This window comes from Spirosoma utsteinense, assembly GCF_014282275.1.
In the GTDB taxonomy this organism is placed as follows: Bacteria; Bacteroidota; Bacteroidia; order Cytophagales; family Spirosomataceae; genus Spirosoma; species Spirosoma utsteinense.
In genome coordinates, this window is the sequence record NZ_VFIA01000018.1 from 38,170 (window position 1) to 62,658 (window position 24,489).

Below are 24,489 nucleotides of genomic sequence, written 5' to 3' on the forward strand. Positions count from 1 at the left end.
GTAGACGTACAGAGTCGAAAAAAAGAACAAACGGACCTCTGTTCTTTTTAATACCTGAAGCCAGCCCACAGGCGTATAGCCCTGCAACGACCTTGGTTTCATTTCACCACCTGAAATTCAATCACGGAGCTATCATAAACGCGGTGTGTCGCTTTTCTGAAATCCTTCTCGTCGGCCTTGAAAATATTATCCACGTATGTCTGTGGATTGCGGTCAATGAGCGGGAACCACGTACTCTGCACCTGAATCATCATCCGGTGGCCTTTCTTGAAGGTGTGGAGTACATCCTGTAGCCGGAAGTTCACGTCGGTTATTTCGTTAGGCTTAAACGGTTCCGGCTTTTCGAACGAGTTGCGAAACCGACCGCGCATAGCTTCCGAACGCACCATCTGCTGGTAATTACCCAGGGTGATGTTTTTATTGGGCATGTATGGATTGTTCGGCTCATCGGGTGGATACACATCGATCAGTTTCACTACCCAATCAGCATCCGTTCCCGTTGTGCTCACCTTTAGTTTAGCCATAATCTCACCACCCAGCGTCATGTCTTCGGTTAGTACATCGGTCTGGAACACCAGCACATCGGGCCGTCTACCAGCAAAACGCTGATCTTCCGACATATAGTTGAACGGCGTAAACCCTTGTGTTGTCGTAATATCCTCGGTGTAAGGAACAGGTTTCATGGGGTCTGAGACGAACTCGGAGAAACTATTTCCGCTCGGATCGGTAGATCCCATGACTTTGTTGGTGGCCAACCCACCACCTGTCATCAAATAATACTGTTTCGTCTGGGCATCCGGCGCGGGCCATTTGTCGAACGTGCGCCACTCGTTTCGGCCCGTATTGAACAGGTAAGCTTCGGGCAGGCCCGTTTTACCATCGCCCGCTCCTTTCAGAAAGTGGCCAAAGAACGGTGCTTCGATGTTTCGCTGATAGAACGTTGCTACACTATCACCAAAGTAAATGTTGCTGTGCATCGTATGCCCCGTCTCACGCGACCAACGGCCGTGCCCGAAAGGCCCCATTACCAGTGTATTGTAGGTACCTGCGTTATTTTTCTCGATCGTTTTATAAATGTTTAGCGGGCCGTATAAATCCTCAGCATCGAACCAGCCGCCAACGGTCATCACGGCAGGCCTGACGTTTTTGAGGTGCGGGAGGATGCTGCGCTTTTGCCAGAACTCGTCGTAGTTGGGGTGCTCGACGGTTTCCTGCCAGTAGAAATTGTCTTTATAGTAGTTCTTGACATTTTTCAGGGGCCCCAGGTCATACTGAAACTGAAACCCATCCTTCGAGCCCGTTTTTATGAACGCATCATCATACCATGACTTCGTCGTAGGGCCGGGGGTCTGGATACCGAAGACCGGAAACGTGAACAGATACGCCAGGATGAACGCGCCATTATGGTGGAAGTCGTCAAAGAAGAAATCTGACACCGGTGCCTGAGGTGAGGCCGCTTTCAGCGCAGGGTGCGCGTCAGGTAGTGAAGCTGCTGTATAGAAACCAGGATAGCTAATCCCCCACTGCCCAACGCGCCCGTTATTATTCGGCACATTTTTGAGCAGCCATTCGATGGTATCATACGTATCGGAACTCTCATCGGGCGACCCGGCAGTTGCGGCCGTTGAAACGGTGGACCGGGATAGTTTACGTCCTTTCCTGACAGCCGGTTGGGGATCGGGCAGGTTGGGCGTCATATTGGTCCATTTACCCTCCGATGCCCAGCGCCCCCGTACGTCCTGATAGACGAATATGTACTTATCGCGCATGAGCGTACCCGATGGACCAACCGAAGCCGGATACGCATCAGGACCATAGGGAGCGACACTATAGCAGGTTCGCTGCATCAAAAACGGATATGTATTTGCTGCTGACGCCCCTTTGGGCACATAAACGGCCGTATGCAGTTTCGTGCCATCGCGCATTGGAATTTTGTACTCGAACTTCTGAAAATTATCCCGAACGTAGTTAGCAGCAGGGGATGTCTGCGCCCATATCAACGCAGGTGTCGATAGTAGTAGCAGGAGTAACCGGTAGACAGTGTATTTCATGTAGACGCGAATGATAGACAGTCAAATATACGGGTCAAAAACAAAAATGCCGGTAAAGGTTGCGCGTCTTAACGGCATACCTTCAACCGGCATTCGGATACCCAATCTACCCTCTGCTACTATAGAATTTTTTACATTCAATAAGTCGCACTATCCTAATCACTGCATTCCCCTACCGGTTAAAATAGAGAAACACGGTCGGTGTCAATAAAACAGTCCATAGAACGGCTACCAACAATTCCCTGTAACAAATATGCGTTTTATTTATTTATATCAATTTTCGTAAACTACTAATTAACTCAATTATTTATTAAACGTACATTTATTTTATAAGTATACCTTAATCTGTTTCGTCTAACTGAAATAATTGCTCTACAGATCGGTCAAATACCTGCGCCAGTTTCAACGCCAGTACAGTGGAGGGTATATACCGGCTAGTTTCTATCGAATTGATTGTTTGTCGGCTTACCCCGATTCGATCTGCCAAATCGGCCTGCGATAGATTATGTTCAGCGCGCTCGACTTTCAAACGGTTCTTCATGCAATTATTCGTTGATTACTGCGAAAAATAAGCCACCGAAACCAGCCAATAAACACCAATAAAACGGTGAACATGTTGTAAATCATAACGTTAAAAAACGCGCCATCGTAGACCGCTACAATGGCGATAGCCAATACCAGATAATTGACGTAAACGCTCCATTGCAGGGCTTCGAGCTGCAACTGACCAATCATTTCGTCCTCGACTTTTTCCCGTGAGAAGGCGATAAACAGCAAGCCGGCGATGACACCAACAGCGGCTAACTCATCCGTAAAATTTGCGTTGCTAAACAACGACGCGAAAAAGTCATCCGATTTAAACATGTGTGATCCGGGCGAAACACTGCCCAACGAATCAAACAGGTCGAATTCTTCGTAGAACGCTGCCAACCCAAGTAAAGCAGATGGAACAAAAATCAACCAGCCAATCAGCCGGTAGTGGTGCGGAAAAAGCCATTTCGTTTTCATATCGACCCAATGTTTCTTTTTCATCAAACGCAAAGTTTACTTTACATATTGTCAAGTAAAATTGTCATGTTTTAACCATTTTAATTGCTTAAAACAAATCTACCCGTTAACACCCACTGGCAGGGTGTTAACGGGCAGTCAAACAGAGGGATGCAAACAAGTTTACTTACAACACAAAGATTCGCTTCATTGGTAGCCACTTCTGACCCGGTTCAGCATAGGGCAAAGCTTCCTGGTAGCGCCACATAAGGGCTTCCCACTCCTGTACTTTTGGATTAGCCGCGTCCATCTCAGCCTTGCGCTCAAGACTAAAGTCATCGGCCGTATCCATCAATAATACCATTCGGTTTTCGATTCGGTAGATCTCCATCACGGTTATACCGGCATCATACATACTTTGGCGTATTTCCGGCCAGATAGCTTCGTGGTAATGTTCATATTCGGCAATCAGAACCGGGTCATTTTTGAGGTCAAGTGCAAAGCAGTAGCGCATACTAATCAGCTATAAATAATACAGAAACCGCTCTGGCAGGATCGATTACGTTTGGCTGCCAGAGACCACAAACGCCCAACCAGGCTACACAGCCACTGATTCCTGCGTCACCTCATCCCGTCTGGACTGGTACCCATTCAGGGCATAATACACGATAAAAGCAAAGCAGATCAGCGGTACGGCCAGCGCATAAACAGCACCTCTGGCAAACAAAGCGCCCGCTACAAGCGGCATAAGCGCACCACCCACAATGCTCATGATAACCAGCGAAGAGGCTATCTTCGACTCTGAAGCTCCCAGGTTTTTGGTAGACAGCGCGAAGATGGTGGGGAACATGATCGACTGGAAAAAATAGGTGAAGCTGAGCGCAATCACGGCCGTAACACCGCCTGTCAGCATCGACAGGATAATCATTGCTACTGAACCAGCCGAGAAAATAGCCAGTACCCGGTTGGGCCGAATCCGGGTCATCATCGACGTACCCACAAAACGCCCGATCATAAAGAGCACCAAGGCAAAAGAGGCATGAAAACCTGCAATCTGCGTTGGCGACATGTCCATTGGCGAACCGGTCAATGTGTTGATCGCATTCATATAAGCCTGTGCCAGTGCCCAGTGCCCATCACGCGAAAAGTCGAGTTTAAGATCGACAAAATACCCCCAGAGCGTTGCCTGAGCGCCCACGTTGGCAAACTGAGCGATAATGCCTAAGGATAGATGCCGATGTCGTAAAACCCGTGTGATGGGAACACTACCGGAAGTTTGTTCCTCGGCGGCCCCGACTTCGGGCATTTTGGTTATGGCAAATAACAGAGCCATGAACGCCACCATCAGCCCGATTACTAAATACGGTCCCTGCACCGATAATGCCTCCTCTACCCGAATTGCTTCGGCTGCTGCGGGAGCCATGGCGGTCAGCATGTCGGGGGTATACTCCGTTTTAGAAAAGATAAACATGGCACCAATAATGGGGCCCAGAATGAGGCTGATCCCGTTGAAGGACTGCGAAAAGTTCAGTCGCCATTCGGATTTGGCCGGATCGCCGAGTACCGTCACATACAGATTGGCAGCCGTTTCCAGAAACGCGATACCACACGCCATGGTAAAGAGAGCAAACAGAAAAAAGCTGTAGACCCTGACTTCGGCCGCCGGGTAGAATAGAAAGGCTCCGCCCCCGTAGAGCAATAAGCCAAACAGAATGCCACGCTTGTATCCATACTTCCGCATCACATAACCAGCAGGCAGCGCCATAAAGAAATAGCCGAGGTAGAAAGCAAAATCAACGATCCCAGCCTGAAACCGATTGAGATCCAGTGCAATCTGGAACTGCTTGATGAGCGACCCGTTCAAGCTGTTAGCCAGTCCCCACAGGAAAAATAAACTTGTGACGAGGACAAAGGCTATGCCGACGTTGCCGGTTGATTCACCCTCTTTGATTTTGATGTTCTCCGTTGTTGGTCCGAGTGCCATTGATCTTGGTTTAGTCGTGTTTGGTCGTGTTGCTGATCACGGGGATACGATTGGCAGGTTTATGCATAGTGCCCCTTTATTCCCGAACGGCAAACACCTTTTATCTGCCCCACCGTCGAACCAACCTATCTAATCCCTGTCCTGTGCCAGTTGCCACAGCGAATAAAGACTCCCGGCGGTTAGAGCTACTTAGTCACCTGAGCAAGTCTCCACACCAGGATACCCCAATCCTGCGATACGGCTGGTATTTAGGGACGTAGACAAATTAATGGCCTGATTTTTGTTTGCATTTGTAGTATACCAAAACAAAATATATTATCTCACTTATATACTTATAAAACAAATAGTAAACACAACGAGAGTTATTCAGATGGGAAATGGTTAGTCGGCCCATCAAGTCATGAACGACTGTAACTCCCCTGCCACCGTTTCGCCCTTAACTTTTCCTGTCCTGTGATACGTTTATTTACAACAAATTGTAGCTCGTTCATTCATCGTATAGTTTCACTTTTGCTGTTGGTTACACTTTGCTCGAATGGCGTAGCCCAGACTACCTACTATATAGCCGCCAACGGCAGCGATGGCAATAGCGGTCGGTCGGCCGAAAGCCCGTTTCAGAGTCTGGCCAAAGTCAACGCTACCCTGTTACAACCCGGCGATCAGGTCTTGTTTCGCCGGGGCGATACGTTTCGGGGCGGGCTGCTCATTCGCCAGTCCGGGTCTGCCGCACAACCTATTCGTTTCGATGCCTATGGTACGGGGGCCAAGCCAATCCTTAGTGGAGCCATACCCTTAACCAACTGGACTAAAGTAGGAACAGATACCTGGCAAACAACCTGTTCGGCTTGCACCGGGCCGGTAACCGGCGTCTTCCGCAACGACAAGGCCCTGCCGCTGGGGCGCTACCCCAACCCCGGCGATACGAACAAAGGTTATCTGACGGTTCAGACGCACCAGGGCAACAGCCAGATCACCTCCAGGCAACCCATCTCCCTCAACCTGAATACGGGCTGGAAAGGCACCGAAGTCGTTATCCGCACCATGCAGTGGATTACCAACCGGTATGGCTTCAGCAGCCAGTCGGGGAACGTGCTCAATCTGGCAGCGATTAACTCTGGATACGGCATTCAGGATGGATGGGGATACTTTGTCCAGAACCACCCCGCGACGCTGGATCGGCCGGGTGAATGGGCGTTCGATACCAGTACAAAAACCATCCAGCTCTACGATGCCACGGGCGACCCCAACAAACAGAATCTTACGGTTACAGCCGCTGATCAGGCAGTCGACCTCGCTTCAGTTCAGTATATATCCCTGACAAACCTGAGCCTGACACAGGCACGAACCGCTAATTTATCTGTTCGTTCCGGCTCCAGCCTGACGTTCTCCAACCTCGACATCCTGAACGCAGGCGAAGATGGTGTGGTCATTTCGGGAACGGGGCAGGCCATTGTCATCGAAAACAGCACCATTCGGTACATCAATAACAATGGGGTCTGGATAGGACCTTATCAGAATGTTACGTTTCGCAATAATATCCTGAACCATGTAGGCGTCGATGCGGGACGCAGTACGAATAACGATGGACAGGGAAACGGACTTCAAACATCCGTTAGTCAGGCAATGCTGATCGAAAACAACCGCATCGACAGCATCGGCTATAACGCGATCTCGTTTACCAACAGCACGACCATTCGTAAAAATGTCATCTCGAACTTTTGCCTGACCAAAAGCGATGGCGGTGGTATCTACACCTGGAATGGCAACAAGAATGCGATGAGCGATATTCACCTGACATCGAATATTATCTTCAACGGCATCGGCGCGCCCGAGGGTACGCCCGGTGGTACTTACTCGGGTGCCAACGGGATTTATTTCGACGACTGTACCCAGAACGCCGACATTACCGGCAACACGATCTTCAACTGTACCGGGCTGGGTATTTATCTGCATGCTGCCTCTAATCTGAGCATCTCAGGCAACACCAGCTATAACAACAGCGAAGGCCAGTTGGCGCTTACCGACAATAAGGGGGTTTGTACGCCCCGCAACAATTCGATCCACCACAATATTCTGGCGGGACGAATCTCCAGCCAGACCGTCGTTAAATACGAATCCAACGTATCGGATTTGAACCAATATGGCACCTTCGATAACAACTCCTACATCCGGCCATTCGAAGATATTTTCAAGGTCCGGGCCATCTATAACGATGGCACTACCGTTGGTTCCGACCTATCGCTGGCTGAGTGGCAAACCCGATTCGGGAAAGACATGAACTCCCGAAACAGTCCGGCTACCTTCAACGACTATGTAATAACGACCACCGGAAAAAGTTTGCTCACCAATACCTTCGGCAGTACCAACGAAAACTGGGAGACCTGGAGCCCCTATGGCAATGGCCGCGCCCAATGGGACAACACCAATCGACTCGATGAAGGTAGCCTGCAGGTGGGCGTGGCATCGGCTTCCAACAAGACCGATTCCTACGTACTGGCCTACACGAACATTGGATCGGTAACTAAGGGGAAAACATACTATCTCCAGTTCGATGCCCTGGCGTCGTCGGCCAAACGAGTTGATGTTTTCCTACGACAGCGCAGCGGCTCCTATCAGGATCTGGTTCCCCGGAAAGTGATTATGCTAAATAACGAACGCATGACCTACGAGGTAGCTTTCACGCCAACAATGGACGAAGCAAGTGCGCTGCTTGTCTACCAGGCATCGGAAGATGGGCAAACCGCCTGGTTTGACAACATAGGCCTGAAGGAAGCCATACGAACCGACGTCAATCCGGATGAATGCATCCGGCTATTCTATAATCCAACCCTCCGCGACAGCGTGGTCCTGTTCACCGGCGGCTACCGCGATGCCATGAATCGTCCCTATGCTGGCTCACTAACGCTGGCCCCCTTAACCTCTCTATTGCTGATAAAAGATCCTACGTTCGTGCCCCAGGAACGCCCAACCCTGGTGGCCGACCTGAGCCTTACTTTACAAACCGACCGGCAGGTACTGCCAGCGGGCCAGTCGCTCACGGTTCGACTGAGGATACGAAATGAACAGCTAACGGTCGCCAATGGCGCTGTTAGCGGCCAATGGACGTGTCGGTTACCCAGCGGGCTTCAATTTTCAGGTGTCAATGGCGTGCAGTATACGGATGGCGTCTTGAGTGGAGCCATACAAAATCTACGGGTAGGTACTGACACGACAATTGTGTTTCTGCTCAAGCTGACGCAGCCCGGTACGTACCGACTGGCAGCCCAGATAACGACTGCTACCTTATCGGACCCCGACAGTACGCCTGGCTCAGGCACCGCCGATGGAGAGGATGATGCGGCCCTAGTATGTTTCCGGACGCCTGATGCGGGGAGCGTCATCTATGAATCGCCTAACCCTGGCCAACGCCCGTTGCCGGTTGTAACTACGAACCAGCCTGCTCCCAACCCAAACCGGGTCGACCTGAGCCTGCAGATGGCGTTAAGTAATCGCAGCCCGGCCATCAATGAACTGGTAACCTGTACGATCTGGGTAAACAACGGCGGGGGTGCTGTGGCGGGAACGGTACAGCTACAGAATAAACTGCCGGATGGGCTTGACTTCGTTGGCGGAACTGGCTGGTCGGCCAACGGAAAGCTGCTGAGCACAAGCCTGACTAACGTACAGGCGGGCGGTGTGACGAGCACGTCGTTTCAGGCGCGGGTAACCAGTGGAGGCCGATGGATCAATCAGGTGCAGATTACCCTGTCGGACATAGCAGACACCGACTCAATAGTTGGCAACGGTTTCGAGAACGGCGAAGATGATCAGGCCCAGGCCGATATTCGGGTGCGTTAGTGACAGCGTCATTTTGGCCGGGCATAGTGCATAAATGCACGCGATTGACTAGATTTTGGCTTAGTCTGTTCGTTTATACAATCTGCATTCATGAAGCTTTTATACCGCGCCATCCCTTGTCTGGCCATTGCCTTTACTTGTTTAGTTGCCCTCCGGCAACCGGGAGTGGCCCAGTCCCGTCTGACATTACCCGATTTACGGCAGAAAATCGACCGCGAACTAAGCCAGCAGACCGGCATCTTCGCCGTCGCCTTTAAAGACGTAGCCACTGGCCAGGAACTGCTGATTCGGGAACGGGAGGAATTTCATGCGGCCAGTACGATGAAAACGCCGGTTATGATTGAGGTCTACAAACAGCAGGCTGCCCATAGCCTGTCGCTATCGGATTCCATGCTCGTCAAAACCGAATTCAAAAGTATTGTCGACGGCAGCCCCTACAGCCTGAATGCCAAAGACGACAGCGATACATCGATTTACCGGCAGGTGGGTACCCGCCGAACGCTGGGTTCGCTGGTGTATGACATGATCATTGTCAGCAGTAATCTGGCTACCAACCTGGTCATTGAGCGGGTGGGGGCCCAACAGGTCACCCAAACTATGCGAGATCTGGGCGCTCGCGACATTCAGGTACGGCGGGGCGTAGAAGACAGTAAGGCATTTGCCAGGGGACTCAACAACACAACGACGGCGTACGACCTGATGATGATTTTCGACAAACTGGCTACCGGCCAGGCGGTGAGTCCCGAAGCCTCGAAGGCTATGATTGGAACCTTGCTTGACCAGCGGTTCAACGACGCCATCCCTGCCCGGCTGCCGGCATCGGTAAAAGTAGCCCACAAAACAGGTTCTGTTACAGGCGTACGACACGACTCAGGCATTGTCTTTCTACCCGACGGGCGAAAATACGTGCTGGTCCTTTTATCGAAGGACATTTCTGACGACAAGAAAACATCGGCCACGATGGCTACCGTTTCCGAATGGATTTACCAATACATGATGCAGGGGTGAGCTGCCCGGTGCAACCCACCAGAACTGGCCGATGAGCAAATTGGTGGCCTATCAGCGGCATAATCAGATCGTTTACGACCGAATCAAGGCCCGGCACCTGTGACTACCGCCCTACAAAAGAAAGTAACAGGAGGAGCAAAAAAGAAGGATCAAGAGTTGAAACGTTTCAGATTATTGTTTTGATACTTATTCCATAGGATTACAGATTATAAAGTCCTTCCAAACCATTGGCTGAGCGCGCTGACTTAACCGTCAATGCCCCCCAAACAGCTTATGGACACCAAACTACGGCTCGCAGTGGAACCACCGAGCGGTGCCGGGGTTTATAAAGATGGAAGCAACAAACCAATGAACGACAAACGAATTCGACACCCCTACCCTGCCTGGTTATGCCAGAGCCTGATTGTCTTATTGACAACAGGTCTGCTGTCGGCTACCACCGCACCGCCAAGGCAGCGGACAGTGGAGTTTACCTATAAAACGGTCGTAAGCGCAGGAACAGCCGGGAACCGTACCGTAGACGTTTGGGTACCAGTGCCACATAACAGTCCTTTTCAAACGATTACGAACCTGATCATTATGTCGCCTTATCCGTATCGGATCGACACGGCGCAGTACGGCAACCGGATAATGCACCTCACGGTTGCCAATCCAACAGCCAGCTTTATGATCGACATGCGGTTTACGGCCACTCGCAAAGAGCACATTCAGGAGCGGCTGGAAGCCGGTAACAGCCCGAAATCGATTGTGGCACCAGCCGATCTGGCCCATTGGCTGAAACCAGACCGGCTGGTACCTATCGATGGAAACATCAAACGATGGGCGCAGGGAGTAGTCGACTCCGTTGGGGCCAGAACAGACCTTCAGAAAGCAAGGGCCATCTACAATCATGTTATCGCTACGGTGAAATACGACAAAACGGGTACCGGCTGGGGGCAGGGCGATATTTACTATGCCTGCGATACGCGCCGGGGAAACTGTACCGATTTCCATGCTATATTCATCGGTTACTGCCGGGCGGTTGGTATTCCGGCGCGCTTCGCCATTGGCTTTTCGTTGCCCACCGATCGACCAGCCGGTCAGGTGAGCGGTTACCACTGCTGGGCTGAATTTTACCTGAAAGGCGTTGGCTGGGTACCCATCGATGCATCGGAAGCAGCCAAGAACCCGTCCCGACGGGCCTATTTCTTTGGTGCTCATGATGAGAACCGGATCGAGTTTACCATTGGCCGGGATCTCGTGCTTCACCCTAGGCAGGCGCAACCCCTAAATTACTTCGTTTATCCGTATGCCGAGATCAACGGTAAACCCGTTACCACCCTCGTCAATACATTTACTTACCGCAACCTGCCTGCCGTTTCTGCCCGACGGTAACCTATGTCTGTCAGCTGGCAGGCAAATACTAACTGGCTAGCGGCCTGCTTTCACCAGTTTCATCGCGTCCATCTCCCCGTTGTCATACAGGACACGCAGCACATACTGACCGGCAGGCAGCTGCTCGCCAAACGATACCTGCTGCCCCCGCCGGGGCGGTTCGAGCCTGTATTGCAAACGACCCAGCAAGTCAAAGACCTCGATCGTTTGTACCGAACGCCCGGTAACAAAAGTAAACTCGGCCGTCGCTGGATTTGGAAAGATCAGGCCACCAGTCAGAGTTTTCGGCTGACTGATGGGTTCAAGCCCCGTTACCAGTTCACCCTGTTCATTGACTACCAGCACCAGCATCGCCCTGTCATCCTCCCCATCATCCATACCCGAGTCGGGCGTGCTGTCAGGGTCAGCGTAGGTGGAGGCTGTTACCTGAGCCATTATCTGGTACTTGCCGGGGGTGGTTACGCGAGCCTGAAAAACGAAGGTCGTGTCGGTCGTTAAGTGTTTCACCAAACCCGTCAGTAGACTGTCCTGGTATACGAAGCCGGTTTGATTTACCAGGGTAAGATTAGCCGGTAGTCGACAGGCCCACGTCACCTGATTCTTGACCAGCCCCTTGCTGCCCGACTCGTTTTGCAGTGTAAGTGATACCGAAACGACATCACCAAGTTTAGTCGTTTGCTTACTCCTAGTCAACGACAGACGAACATCGACTGGAGGCATCGGGTCCTTCAGCAGCACCACCGACGAAAAAGGCGCCACCCGCACCTGGCGACCGTGGTAGTGATTTTTCACATCCCGGTACGTGTCCGGCAGCGAGATCAGACTATCTCTCGTTGTCGGATTGAACACCAGTTTAACATAATCGGCCGGATCGACGGCGGTAATCGTGGCTTCCTGCAGGCGAATGTTGTCGAGCCACATGGACTGTCCGTCTTCGGGGGTTTGAAACGTAAGGAGCGCATCGGCTTCATCGGCTGAAGCCGTAAACGCCAGTTCGTAACTCTGACGCGTTGGTTCCGCCAGCAAACTATACCGCTGCGTCAGGTCCTGATACGGTGCTTCGCGCTGCCGCAAAAAAACGTCGATCTTTTTGTTGGCGGTTGCAATGACATCGAACCGGAGCAGGTAGGTCTTTGCGCGGGTAACGGCCTGAATGTTCTTGTAAACCAGCACGTGCGAATCCTGGTTGTTGGTCGTCGTTGAGAAATCGACCCGGAGGCTCCCGCTGTCGAGTCGATTCGTATTATCCCAGACAGCCTCCCCGTTTCCGTACGAACTCCAGGTACCCCACTCCTCGGCGCTACGGTCGAAGGGGCTACTGATGCGGTTTTGAGCAGTCAGGTTTCTGACCTGGTAATCTTTGTAGGTGATCGGGCTGGTTTTGGACGTGCGGTCGTGACCAAAGCGATCCTGCCACTGCGGCAAAGCGAGGTCGTTTCCAATAGTTTTGTTATAGACCGTTCTAATGGTGAACGCATCGTCGAAGGGACGCGCAAAGTAGTTTTGCCCCATAGAGCCGTAGCTAGCCAGGTCGTTGGCTGCCGACATGTAGCCCACAACGCCCTGATTCCGTAATGGACTCATGAAGATATTCTGCCAGATTTTGTTCCCCTGCGTTACACACTGGTTCCCGTCATTGTACAGAATAAGTTGAGCAACGCTGTTATTGAAGGCCGTATTACGGATCAGACTAATCGTACTGACGGCATTCATATAAATCCCTACCCCCTGACAGTTGGCAATCGTGTTATCGATCAGTTCAATGCCTTCGGCGCAATCATCCAGGAAAATGCCGTGTGCGCCACTCAGGGTTTCATCCGACGTTCCGCCGGGGGTACCAATTCCGTTGCGCACGATGTTCGACACGATCTTTATGTTGTTCATAGGCCTTTTCTGGCCATTCCAGACATAGAGCCCTCCCCCATCGCTTTTGGTCATGCAAAAGTTAGATACGGTGTTGTGGCGGATGGTCGTGTTGTTCCAGAAATTGATACCCACATAGCCAATGCTATCGACAATATTATTCTCGATCAGCGTGTTGGTCGCCACCGACTGCAGACCCGTAAACTGGCCATCACCACTTTTGCCACGTCCCGGCAGCAGACCGATATGGCGGATTATGCTACCGCGAAGGGTAAAGTTGGTATAGGCGCTGCTGGCAATCCCGTTGTTATTAGCGTTAGTGATCTGGCTGTTCTCAATCAGAACATCGTGGCCCGACCCGGCAAAAACGACCCCGTCCTCGCCAGATTCGGTAAAACTGTTCTGACTCAGCGTTAGATTCGATACGTTCCTGGCGAACAGGTTTTCGGTCCGGCTTTCCCGAACCTGCAGGTTTCTTACCGTGACATACGCCACATCCGACGCATCCACCCCCCGATCGATAACCGTTGCTGTAATGCGTTGGCTATTGGGGTTTGTCTGCGCGTCATAGAGTCGAATCAGTTTCCTGACAGGGTCGTAGTACCACTCCCCGGACTGATCGAGGGTAGCCGGGTGATTCTGGATAAAATAACCCCATCCATCCGTCAGGATGTACGTCGACATATTGGCCAGCGAAAGCGTATTACCCTGCTGGCGGGAGATGGTAGCGTGGTCTATGATCCAGTATGTTGGCCGAATAACCACTTCCCCTCCTGTCCAGTCTGTCGATAAAGGCTGTTCGCTGGTGATCTGGGTATTTCCGGTATGGGACTGTACAGTCAGGTACCCCCGGCTGGGGGCTTCCGGGTTAGGATAGCGGCCTAGTGGCAGAGCGGTCCCGTTACGATACAAGCCTGTTAATCGCGATCCACATTCCCGGCAGGGTGCCTGCCACACGTTTCCACCGATATTCGTCCAGTTGGTGATCGGCGCAGACCCGGTAATAACGGGTTTAGGGCCGCTGCCATAAGCGTCGAACACAATGGGTTTGTCGGCAGCACCCGACTGTCGTATCACCAGACCGCCCCGAAACGTATCGCCCCGGCGAAGCAGGATGCTGTCGCCAGGTACTAACAACAGGCTGTTTACTTTCGTAAGGCTCTGGAATGGAGTAACAATAGAACGACCCGAACTGGCATCGCTACCTGTAGCGGCAACAAAGTAAGTAGTCTGCGCCATACTTATGAAAGGGGCAGCCACAACAAATAAGAGAACAAGGCTAGAACAGCCAAGCCCTTTTTTGCCGATATTCATTCAGAATAGTAATTTATAACGCTGAAGTAGAGTATTATTTAGACTTATATATATATGTTCCGTCACTCAACTAGAGAAATAAAAATACTAACAACACGTCATCGCATTGACTGGATATGAATACAGCAAGCTTGTTTTAGTAATATATGCGTCAGGAATTGATCTTAAAATGTACACTCTAGTAATCGGTGTCCTTCAATATCGATAGGAAACTCATGGATGATACGAATCTGCCGGTTATTAAAATAATGTTCGAACTGGTAGTTGCTCACCTCATCGATTACATAAAAGCGGGGAAAATTTGTTCGGTTAAATTCCTGCGTAGTCACGATGTCAGTTACGTGATACTTCTCCCGCACCGATTTCAATATCTTATGTTCTACGGTAGCACTCAGGATATTACCTTCTGCCGAAGCGGTTTGCCAGTTGAGCAAATAGCGAACAGACGGTATATTTTTATGAAACCAGATGGGTAGAAAGTAATCGGCCGTTTCGACGAAAACGGGGTAGCGCTTATCTAGTTGGGGCAGATAAGCTAGTACATCGCTCGGGAATATAGATGTCTTTCGGTTTTGATAAAACAAAAAAGCCATCAGTAACAGCATGTATACAGGCAACAGCCGGGCAAACCGATCGAACCTTAAACGGGGAAGAAACACATGATACGCGTAGACAAGTTGAAAAACCACCAGCAAATGGCTTGGCCATAAATACCGGCTGATAAAGACAGATGTGTATACCAGCGAAACAACCAGCGCAATCACCAGCGTAGCCAGATAAATAAATCCCGCCAGGAGGTAAAACGAGAAAGCCTTATCATACCGGAAAGCCTTAAATCCATCCTTCAGGCGCGGCACGGCCAGGTACAGAAACAACCCGGCAATTCCTATAAACCGAAGCACAGGAAGAAACCAGAAGGAAGGGCTCCGTTCCAGCCGAGAAGAGAAGCCGGGCAAAATCTCGCCAACCGTGCTGAAAAACGAGTGTACTGTAGGCACTGGTATCCACGAATGCGGCTTGCCAGCCTCGGTCTGGATCACAAAGCTCGGATACCAGATCAGCAGCCAGGCCACCAGAATCAATACGAAGCTGCCAATGATAAGCCCGTACCGCCGATCAGCCGACCACCACCACAAACCGACAATAAAGGCTCCTGAAGCTGCCAGATAAAAAAGACCAAAGCTATGGGTTAGTGTCAGTAGTAGGCCCACTACCGTGTGCATAACCAGTAGTGATAGCCGACCGGGGGATGAGATCAGCTGGTGCAGGATGATAAAGTAACCGCACCCAATAAGCAGGAACAAGGCATACGCCCGAATCTGAGTGGCCAGGCTCAGGTTCAGATAAGTCAGGCTGATGATCCCTGTAATCAGTACGAAGTTGGTAACAGACGTGTGGGTACCGGTGAGACGGGTGGTATACCTATAAAATAAAGCAATGGTACTGGCGAAGATCACAATAGAAACCGCCCGTAAAAACTGGGGATTCAGGCTAAACACATGACCAATCAGCCAGTACAGGTTTGCGAAAACCGGCGGATTGGCGTCCATGCCGCTCACTACCGCATCGTTCAAATGAAACAGCGATGGGTCTGAAACCAACGTATAGCTGAGCACCTCATCCATCCACAACCATTTTTCCTTGAAGAACAAGGAGACGAAAAGGCCGAGCGCAATCACGACAACAATACTCAGGCTTAACAGACCCGTTTGCCATCGCAGATCGCTGCGTGTGTCTATCAGGTCCTCTTTTAATGCCGAATTCATGGTAAAAATCAATTAGAGATAAGGCATTTATAGTAAACGTTGCTTACCGAACGCCAAACAAAGGTCGTATCAGCCGAAATGGACGAATGAGGAAGTGATAGAGGAGAAAGCAACCACCAAAGGTGCCAGCGATAAGGAGGACAAATTTTACCTGCCAGGGCCAGTCTACGGGAGCCAGATAGTACCCCAATATAATGATAAGTGTCTGGTGGAGGATGTAAAATGGATACACCGCGCCGGACGCATACTGGAGAAAAGCATTGTTGAAGTTAAGGTATTTATACCCAAAACCGCAAATAGCCAGAAGCCAGCACCAGTAGTTGGCAACTCGTAATACGGTGAAGACAAGGATTTCGAGTTCAGTAAACTCATGCCAGTTTCTCCAGTAGACAAGCAACAGCACCACGGTCATTGTACTGGCCATACCCAGTGTAAGCAGCCGATACCGACTAAAGGTTCGCCAGAACAAAGGCTGACTGCAAAATACATAGCCAAAAGAGAATAGCGTAAAATACCGATAGTGGGTCTTCCAGTCATTGATAAGTCCCCGCTCGTTTTCGGGTAGATTCAGGAACTCACCCAGCAAAAGCCACGCTATAGGAAGGCCAATAAACCAGATTGGCTTTTCGAAGAGTACCGCCCATTGCGCCGTTAGCCGTTTACCATCCGGGGTTCGCAGGGCCAGACAGAAAGGTAGCGCCACCAGAGAGTAGACGAACAAATAGCCCAGGTACCAGAGATGATGCCATCCAAGATTACCTTCTGGGTAAAAACCAGAAGAAAAGAGCGTACTATAAAACTCGACGTATGAATAGGTTTGTCCCCCACTAATCCGCTCCAGGTAAATCTGGGGTGGAATAATGACTAGCATACCAAAGAAGAGTGGCAACAGAATTCGACGGGTCCGGTCTTTAATGAACGTTTCGACCGAGCGTTTCCCCAGTGACCAGTACACACCAGCGCCAGAAATAATAAATAAAAGCGGCATTCGCCATTGAATGAGGAAAACCAATGGGTAGTTCAAACTATAACTAACCACGTTGTTTTTAAGGAACCACTCCCAATGACTGAAAAATAAAGCCGTATGGAAAAAGATAAGCAGCGTAAAAGCAATAACCCGTAGCCAATCCAGGTCATATCGACGCAGAGAAGCGGTAGTTTTTGTACTTGTGACAAATGTCTCCATAACGTACGCCAAACAACTCATCTAACCTTGCCAGATAAGAGTTGAGAGACATTTAGTGAGTCAACAGGTAAACCGGAGTACCAATTGATACGCCGGTTTACCTGTTGATTTCATTGACATCAACTTAGAAATGAGTGTTAAGGAGTGTGGATAGTCAAATACAGACCGGTGTGATTAACGGTCGTAAGCAGTCGTTTGTGGGGTAACACTGGTCCAGCCAGCCAGCCAGTTTTCAGTGCCAAAAGCGCCACGGTACGTAACCGGTGAGAAGAACGCATTCGTCAGTTTATCACCTGTTATAGCCCCGGCTAGTATGGGTGACCCAGCCTGAGGCACAAAATTCGGCGTATCGAGCGTGAATGTGTTGGCGTTCAGCAGCAATGACGCCACATCTGTCGACGCGATCACTACGTTGGCACGACCCGCTCCTGATACATAAGCCGTAACCTGCTCAGTGGTGGTAGCCCCACCCCCAACGATGGGCGTTAACACATTGGCTAATACAATACCTTTTAAGTCAGTTATCCCGTTGGTAATACCTGTAGCTGAGGCTACAGACTCCAGATGTATACCTTCTGGATATCCGTAAACCAGCGAATTATAGATACTCACCGTGCTATTCCGGCGCAGGTATATACCCGCTCCGTATGAAGCCCCACCCGCTGTAGTTGTGGGTGTAGTACTATAAGCAAAGTTGCTCATGTTCGAAAAAACGGCTACCCTCTGTGTATATCCGTTGATTGGGACTACGGCCTCTACATCGGTCGTTTGATCCGTATCGAAATTTTCGATCTCGAATCCGTTCGACCCGGACTGATCGGCCGTAGCAGGATTACGTAGTGCTACCCCAAACTGCACATTACCAACATAGCCCCAATCCACCGTCCAGTCATCATCGGCGTTGCGATAGGCATACAGATTTTTTGCGTTGACCGATCCACCAAACCAGGCAAACGCGTCACTGGCGCTGTAAGAAACCTGAACATGGTCGATCGTTGTAGCATTACCCACACCAATCATAGACAAACCGGCGAGCCGCCCCGCCCCCGCATATTCGATTCGTACATACTGTAGCGCACCGGAGTTATCGAAGGGTTCGCCATAGGCTTCAATCGTGTTCCGAATACCATTCGGATAAGGCGTTGCCCGGGGCCGGTTGATGGGTGATTTACCGATCAGTACAACCCCGCCCCAGTCGCCGGGATTACGACCACCGGCGGCTTTGGCCGAAGTAAATATAATTGGTTGCGCAGCCGTCCCTCTGGCTATCAACTGAGCACGACGTTCGATGATAAGCGCACCAGCCTGGTTGGTACCTGAAGGATCGCTCTCGGGACCGGCTCCTTTGATGATAGTTCCCGGTGCTATGGTTAGTGTAAAGTTTTCCGGTATATACACTTTGCCCCGGAGCACATAAACCGTATCGCTCGACCAGCTCTGATTTCTGAAATAGGTCCCCTGTTTCTCTGCAACCGGCTTCGCCCCTGCTGGCGTCGGTACCGTTGCTGAGGGCGTGAACGAAACGGTACTTTGAACGGTTTGGCCACCCGTCGTTACGGAGATAGGACCAGCTACGGCTCCCGTTGGCACCGTAACCACAATGCGGGTAGACGTTATGGAAACAATCGTTGCCGACACCCCGCCAATAGACACAGTAGTACCTACTGCCGCTGAATCGAAATTGGTACCATTGACTGCAATAGTACTACCAACCGGGGCCGTGGCCGGGTCGATACTGGTGATACTGGGCGCAAGAGCAGGCTGCGGCTGCGGATCGTCGATGACGTCCTTTTTGCAGGAAACTCCTACCATTACCAAGCCCAGGAAAAAAAAGAGTATCCGGGAATAATGCTTAATAAAATTCATAGCGTTGAGATAAATAATAATGATTTGCAACTTGACATTCAATTAGGTCAACTGTTCGACACTGACCCCAACGTTGTGTTTACGATAGAGATCAATGTACTGATCGGCAATAGCTTCGATTGGAAAACGGTCCCGTACAATAGCTATCGCTCGTTTCGACGTGCGGGAATATAAATCAGAATCGGAAAGCAGTTTATCGGTAGCCGTTACAATGGCATCGACGCGCGTAACATCAACCAGCAGCCCACCGTCGTCTACAACCCAGGCTACAGCTCCACTATCTTTCCCGGCAACGACTGGAACGCCATAGCTCATAGCCTCAACCAAGACCATACCAAAGGATTCTTCCAGCGAAGCATGCAGCAACAGCGTGCTGGCGGCTATTTTACTCAGCACCTCGGTATGGCGCATCGATCCGTAAAACACCACATTCTGTATGTCGTGTTTTGTGCAGAAAGCAACCGCTTCCCCATTTGGCTCAAAGGCGGTACCCATTGCCCATAGCACGCAGGTCGGATGCCGTTTTTGTAGCTCTTTAAAGGCAAGCAACGCATTAGCGCTGTTCTTCCGGTCGTCCCATCCGTTTACGACTACACTGATAACTGGCTGGCTGGGCAGTGCTTGCTTAGGCGTTGCCGCTGGGATAGGCACAGGATTAGCTACTACAGCAATAGGCTTAGCTGTCATATTCTGAATCGACTCGGCCATATAGGGCGACACGGCGGTAAACCACTGCCCTTTTTTGAATACCTGCCGCGCCATGATAAGCATGAAAAGCCGCTCCAGGGTCCGTACGTATTTGGATATGATAAGGGCATTATCGTGAATCGTAATAAGCGCATTCGGGCTATAGGCCAGTGCAGCCAGTGCAAACTCATACGTCCAGTGGGCGTGTACGACATCGGGTTTATAACGCTCCAGAATGGCGAGCATCTGCTGACGCTCGAACCGGTAAAAGTCCGCTGTCCGGCCCATCCGCCAGCCATTAGGCCGAAAAATCCGTTGCCGGCTGGGTGCAATGACATAGGTCAGTAGATCGTCGGTATACACATACGGCTCCGCATCGTCGTCCATTTTAGGGTCGATCGTGACAGCTAGTACCTGATGGCCCCGCGCAATGTATTCCTTGATCAGGTTACTGACCAACGGAGCCCCTGCCCGGCCTTTCGGACAAGATTTATGCGCTTGCTGCGCGGCCTCAGTGAGCAAATCGCTGGTAGCAATAGGACCTACAATACCTATATACATACTTATTTATTTAATCTTCGTTTGTGGATCAGTCAGGTCGCTTCGTTGGGTTATTTCAGGCGAAACCCGACCCAGCGGGGGTTTTACTTCTGATCAATACGGTCTTCAGGTGGTCGGCCAGCATGAGGGTGTGAGCCACAATGGTAAGTGTTGGATTAGCATGGCCACCAGTTGGAAATACTGATGATCCGGCCATATACAGGTTTGTCAGCCCATATACGCGCGAGTCCCGGTCAACTACACCCGTTCGGGGATCGTCAGACATGCGGGTGGTTCCAATGTGGTGGGCTGAGGAATTGAACTCAAGTATCTGTTTCCGTAAAAACTGGCGCAGCCCTTCTTCCGAATAAATTACTTCGCCGAGCTTATTCTGCCTGAACGTGTTTATGAACAGCCGGTGGGCGGTAACGATCGACGTGATATCCTCTTCCGTAAAAGCAATGTGGACTTCAGCCCTGGGCATCCCGAATGCATCTTTCTCTGATGCGGACAGATACACCCGACTATCGCGGTTAGGACGCTGCTCGGCCTGAAAGAATAAACCCCAATACTGGCTTTTCTTAGATGGCAAGATGAAAGGAAGCCGACGTTTGGACAGCCGTTTTATGCCCAATTGAACCAGTTCGGGCACCTGCGACAAGCCGTTACTGGCAATGTTGGCAGCATGTTCCCGGATCGAAGGCGAGAGTTCCCGCAGTTTCTGTATGGCTCCCCTAACCGATTTCTGCCCCACAATAGATAGCATCGATTTAGCTACGTACCGGGACGAAAACAGGACATCTCTATGACCATTTTGACTATCGGAATGGTACAGAAAAAAGATAGTATTTAACAATTCCTTATCCTTTTGAGCTGACTCGGCAATCCACCATCGACGGCGGCAGTATACGCCATTGACATCACGCTCAAAATCGGCTTGTAGCCGATTCCGGTCAGTTGGATTTAGGGCAGCATAGGTTCCGTCGAGATGGGCCATATAATACCGGCCCACGTTATCGTACTGGTTACCCAAACCTGTTGGAAAATAGGTACTGGCCGACGATAGTAACAGTCTCGGATTTTCAATACCACCGGCAGCCAACACAAACTGGTCGGCCCGTATGGAGAACGTAATTCCTTCCATCGATACGGTTACCGCCGATATCCGGTCAGGCTCGTCGTTCATATCGAGCCGGAGCACATGGGCATCTATCAGCACCTGAATCGTCTCACTTTTCTCCAGCTCGGATTGGTAGGCTCTGGCAAAATTTACGGGCGGGCTCCAGCGCTCCATCGGGTATGAAACGATCTCTTCGGAGTCGAGTCCGGCAATAATTTCACGGGTATGGGGAAACGCTGTCTGGGCATTGAATTCGAATGCACCTATCTGACATAGCTCAGCCGCTTCGTGGTAAAAAGGCAACAGGTCATCGTATGTAAAGGGCCAGCCACTGTCGGGCACCCAGGATCGGCGCTCAAAGTCAATAGGGTCAAAGGGAATACAACGGCCACCCCACACGGCCGACGCACCCCCAAACTGACGACGGCGGTTTTCTTCCAGGGGCTCATGTGCGCTGGTTGGCGACACCACTCCCCGGTTCAGATCCTGATTGGTAACCGTTTCGGACCAGCCTCCTCCCGTCACAACAGTAATTGTCTGTCCCGATGAAGCCAGTCTCAGCGCCATAGAAATAGCTGCCGGTCCTCCACCAATGATGCACAGATCGGTACTCAGCGTCTGTCCCGGTTCAACCTTATTTTTCGTGACAATCATGTGAGTAGCTGATTAAGGGTGGGTAGACTGGCAGCTACCTTATCGGTATAGCGTAGTGCGTCGATGTTGTGAGCCAGGTGGGCCAGGTCGCTGGTTCCAAACAACACAGCGTCTACTTTTTTCCCCGTCAGCACAGCCGCAATCAGCAGTTGGACCAGCGAGATATCTGCCAATCCATCGAGTTGATGGATGGCCACTTCGTTGGCCTTGAACTGGTTCATCAGCGACTTGTATGGGCGCAGTACCTGATTAGCTATCACCGGAATACCGTGCGTCTGGCATAAGTCCAGGATAGTATTGGACCCGGTATCGTTCCAGGTCGCCGACGTTTGTACCAACTGTACCTGACCACTTCGAATTCCTTCCTCTACAACCCGGTAGTCATTAGTAGATACACCCGTATAGCGGGCCAGCCCTGTTTTCCTGATTTTAGCCAGCCCATCCCACGAGTCGCAGTCGGCGATATCATCCCAACCTGGTTCATGAAGCAGAAACGCGTCGGCCGCTTCCAGCCCCAGCCGCTTATTACTTTTTTGAAGGCTGTCAAGGAGGTAGCCAGCCGTGTAGTTCGTTCGGCCACCTGCTTTTTGCTTTACCTTCTTGCCCAGTTGGTTCAGGGGCGATAGCCAGCCAGGTGTGTGTACATAGGGTAGCCCGGCCTTTGTAATGATGAAGAACGATTGTCCACTAGCTTTCACGCTGGCACGGATGAGTCGTTCCGAATCGCCGGAGCCGTAAGCGTCGGCGGTATCGATGAGGTTGACCTTGCCGGCCGAAGCAACATCCAGAAAGGCACGAAACTGATCGGTAGACAGGCGGCTTCCCAGTGATGCGGCTCTACTGGTTCCGATACCCAACTGAGAGATTTGATCCAGAGCAATCATAATGAGAAGTCGTTTTAATTAAATTAAACCTTACCAATTTCAGTTATGGCGCTGAGCTGAGAGCGCCCGGGTATCGGTTGTAGGGTAGCAGGATATAACTCGTCGATAAATGTTCTGATCTTCAAATCCCACACCTGCGACTGAGCAAAACTATAACCGGTACGTCCCATGGTTTGTCGTTCAGTTGGATGATTATACATCCACTCAACCGCTCGGGCCAGGTCCGATACGACCTGCTCTTCTTCGCCAATTGCCACCCGGATGCCGGTCGTTTCATCGACCAGTTCAGCCTGACCATGCAGGTTCAGCGTAATAACTGGCAATGAGTAGGCCATAGCTTCCAGTAGTTGGTGCGGGCAGGAATCGCGCAGGCTCGTGAAAAAGAATACATCAGATTGAGCATAAAAGGCTTTGACTTCTTCATAAGTCACATGACCGGCCCAGTTCACCCGGTCGGCCACCCCATACTGCTCAATATAACGGGGTACATCGGCCGCCATCTCCCCCTTACCTCCCACTATAGTGAGCGTAACGGGTACATCGGGCGATACCTGACCCAAGGCCTGGATGGTTAGTTCCAGGGCCTTTCGGGGGAGCAGACGTCCTACCCAAAGAAGTTTTAGCGGACCAGCGCCAGTAGGTGTATGATCAATGGGCTGGTCAGGAATGAACGAAGCCCGAAGACCCGCATCCCAGATCCGGTCAATGGGCAGTTCGGGCCGCAACCGACGGGCCATGGCATAGGTGTCGAGATTGGTCACAATCACCCTATTAGCCAGCTTCACCGACTTATAGAAGCCAGGGTTAACGTATTGCAGCATGGTACCCACCACATCCCGCATCCATTCGCGCGACCAGTAGGCACCAAAATATCGTTTCAGGGCTTTGGGCGCACGCTGGCCTCCACCCACGGGGCCAAAAATGAACGGTTTCCGCAGTTTGTACATAAAACTGCCGAGTTGAATACTGCCGTAGGTAACGTGATGCACCAGATCGAAGTGGTGTATCCTGTCCAGTTGCCGACCCAGTTTATAGGCACTCCACTGCCAGTAGAGGTAGTGGAAATACATACCGATCAAGTTCGAATTGCAAAATTTGTCGACCCACGCTGGAAGCAAAACATAATGAACCGCGAGGTTTGGGAAAAAACCATCGTCCAGAATAGGCTCAATATCGGCTTTCCCATCCTTTTTGGTAAGGCAATGCACTTCCAGTCCGTTCTGGCTCAGGGTAGATGCATAGGTCCAGCCGGTACCTTCTTCAGATCCCAGGGTTGGAACGCAGGCATAGGCCGATAAGAGGACTTTTTTCATAACAACAGTTGAGAGTAATACGAACCGTTTTTAAGGATGGCTCAAGCCCGTCAGC

General features: G+C 51.0%; 16 protein-coding genes. 3 read left to right on the forward strand and 13 right to left on the reverse strand.

The window, feature by feature from the left end; all coding sequences use genetic code 11:
* Positions 1–98: 98 nt before the first annotated feature.
* The 5 genes from FH603_RS15405 to fucP form a co-directional block, all read right to left on the reverse strand.
* Entirely contained in the window at positions 99–2,051 is a 1,953-nt protein-coding gene (locus FH603_RS15405; RefSeq protein ID WP_186738425.1) for a CocE/NonD family hydrolase, read from the reverse strand.
* Between the two features lie 340 nt (positions 2,052–2,391).
* Positions 2,392–2,592, reverse strand: coding sequence for a helix-turn-helix transcriptional regulator (locus FH603_RS15410; protein ID WP_186738426.1), 201 nt, complete (start codon positions 2,590–2,592; stop codon positions 2,392–2,394).
* Positions 2,589–3,059 carry a hypothetical protein gene (locus tag FH603_RS15415; protein WP_186738489.1) on the reverse strand — a complete coding sequence of 157 codons (471 nt, stop codon included), beginning with the start codon at positions 3,057–3,059 and terminating at the stop codon, positions 2,589–2,591. The genes FH603_RS15410 and FH603_RS15415 overlap by 4 nt, the downstream gene beginning before the upstream one ends.
* A 166-nt stretch (positions 3,060–3,225) precedes the next feature.
* Positions 3,226–3,552: an L-rhamnose mutarotase gene (locus FH603_RS15420; RefSeq protein ID WP_186738427.1), complete on the reverse strand. Its 327-nt coding sequence runs from the start codon at positions 3,550–3,552 to the stop codon at positions 3,226–3,228.
* 84 nt (positions 3,553–3,636) lie between these two features.
* Positions 3,637–5,022 (reverse strand): L-fucose:H+ symporter permease, encoded by a 1,386-nt coding sequence (gene fucP / locus FH603_RS15425; RefSeq protein ID WP_186738428.1) that lies wholly within the window; start codon positions 5,020–5,022, stop codon positions 3,637–3,639.
* Positions 5,023–5,532: 510 nt separating this feature from the next.
* Between fucP and FH603_RS15430 the strand changes: the two genes are divergently transcribed.
* The 3 genes from FH603_RS15430 (at position 5,533) to FH603_RS15440 (ending at position 11,241) form a co-directional block, all read left to right on the forward strand.
* Positions 5,533–8,859, forward strand: coding sequence for a right-handed parallel beta-helix repeat-containing protein (locus FH603_RS15430; protein WP_186738429.1), 3,327 nt, complete (start codon positions 5,533–5,535; stop codon positions 8,857–8,859).
* A 90-nt stretch (positions 8,860–8,949) separates the two neighbouring features.
* Positions 8,950–9,867, forward strand: a complete 918-nt coding sequence (locus FH603_RS15435; RefSeq protein WP_186738430.1) for a serine hydrolase — start codon at positions 8,950–8,952, stop codon at positions 9,865–9,867.
* A 273-nt stretch (positions 9,868–10,140) separates the two neighbouring features.
* Positions 10,141–11,241, forward strand: a complete 1,101-nt coding sequence (locus tag FH603_RS15440; protein ID WP_235985517.1) for a transglutaminase-like domain-containing protein — start codon at positions 10,141–10,143, stop codon at positions 11,239–11,241.
* A 36-nt stretch (positions 11,242–11,277) separates the two neighbouring features.
* On the opposite strand, the gene FH603_RS15445 is transcribed toward FH603_RS15440, so the two are convergent.
* The 8 genes from FH603_RS15445 to FH603_RS15480 all read right to left on the reverse strand — a co-directional run bounded on the left by FH603_RS15445 (position 11,278) and on the right by FH603_RS15480 (position 24,434).
* Positions 11,278–14,343, reverse strand: a complete 3,066-nt coding sequence (locus FH603_RS15445) for a right-handed parallel beta-helix repeat-containing protein (RefSeq protein ID WP_186738431.1) — start codon at positions 14,341–14,343, stop codon at positions 11,278–11,280.
* 239 nt (positions 14,344–14,582) lie between these two features.
* Complete coding sequence (locus FH603_RS15450) at positions 14,583–16,184, reverse strand: hypothetical protein (protein WP_235985516.1); 1,602 nt, start codon at positions 16,182–16,184, stop codon at positions 14,583–14,585.
* Positions 16,185–16,227: 43 nt separating this feature from the next.
* Positions 16,228–17,370, reverse strand: coding sequence for an acyltransferase family protein (locus tag FH603_RS15455; RefSeq protein WP_186738432.1), 1,143 nt, complete (start codon positions 17,368–17,370; stop codon positions 16,228–16,230).
* A 174-nt stretch (positions 17,371–17,544) separates the two neighbouring features.
* Positions 17,545–19,236 (reverse strand): IPT/TIG domain-containing protein, encoded by a 1,692-nt coding sequence (locus tag FH603_RS15460; protein ID WP_186738433.1) that lies wholly within the window; start codon positions 19,234–19,236, stop codon positions 17,545–17,547.
* 42 nt (positions 19,237–19,278) lie between these two features.
* Entirely contained in the window at positions 19,279–20,484 is a 1,206-nt protein-coding gene (locus FH603_RS15465; protein WP_186738434.1) for a glycosyltransferase family 4 protein, read from the reverse strand.
* Between the two features lie 55 nt (positions 20,485–20,539).
* Positions 20,540–22,237, reverse strand: a complete 1,698-nt coding sequence (locus FH603_RS15470; RefSeq protein ID WP_186738435.1) for a GMC oxidoreductase — start codon at positions 22,235–22,237, stop codon at positions 20,540–20,542.
* A complete protein-coding gene (locus tag FH603_RS15475; protein WP_186738436.1) occupies positions 22,234–23,121 on the reverse strand; it encodes an aldo/keto reductase in 888 nt (295 codons plus the stop codon). The genes FH603_RS15470 and FH603_RS15475 overlap by 4 nt, the downstream gene beginning before the upstream one ends.
* 23 nt (positions 23,122–23,144) lie before the next feature.
* Entirely contained in the window at positions 23,145–24,434 is a 1,290-nt protein-coding gene (locus tag FH603_RS15480) for a glycosyltransferase family 4 protein (RefSeq protein WP_186738437.1), read from the reverse strand.
* Between the last annotated feature and the right edge of the window lie 55 nt (positions 24,435–24,489).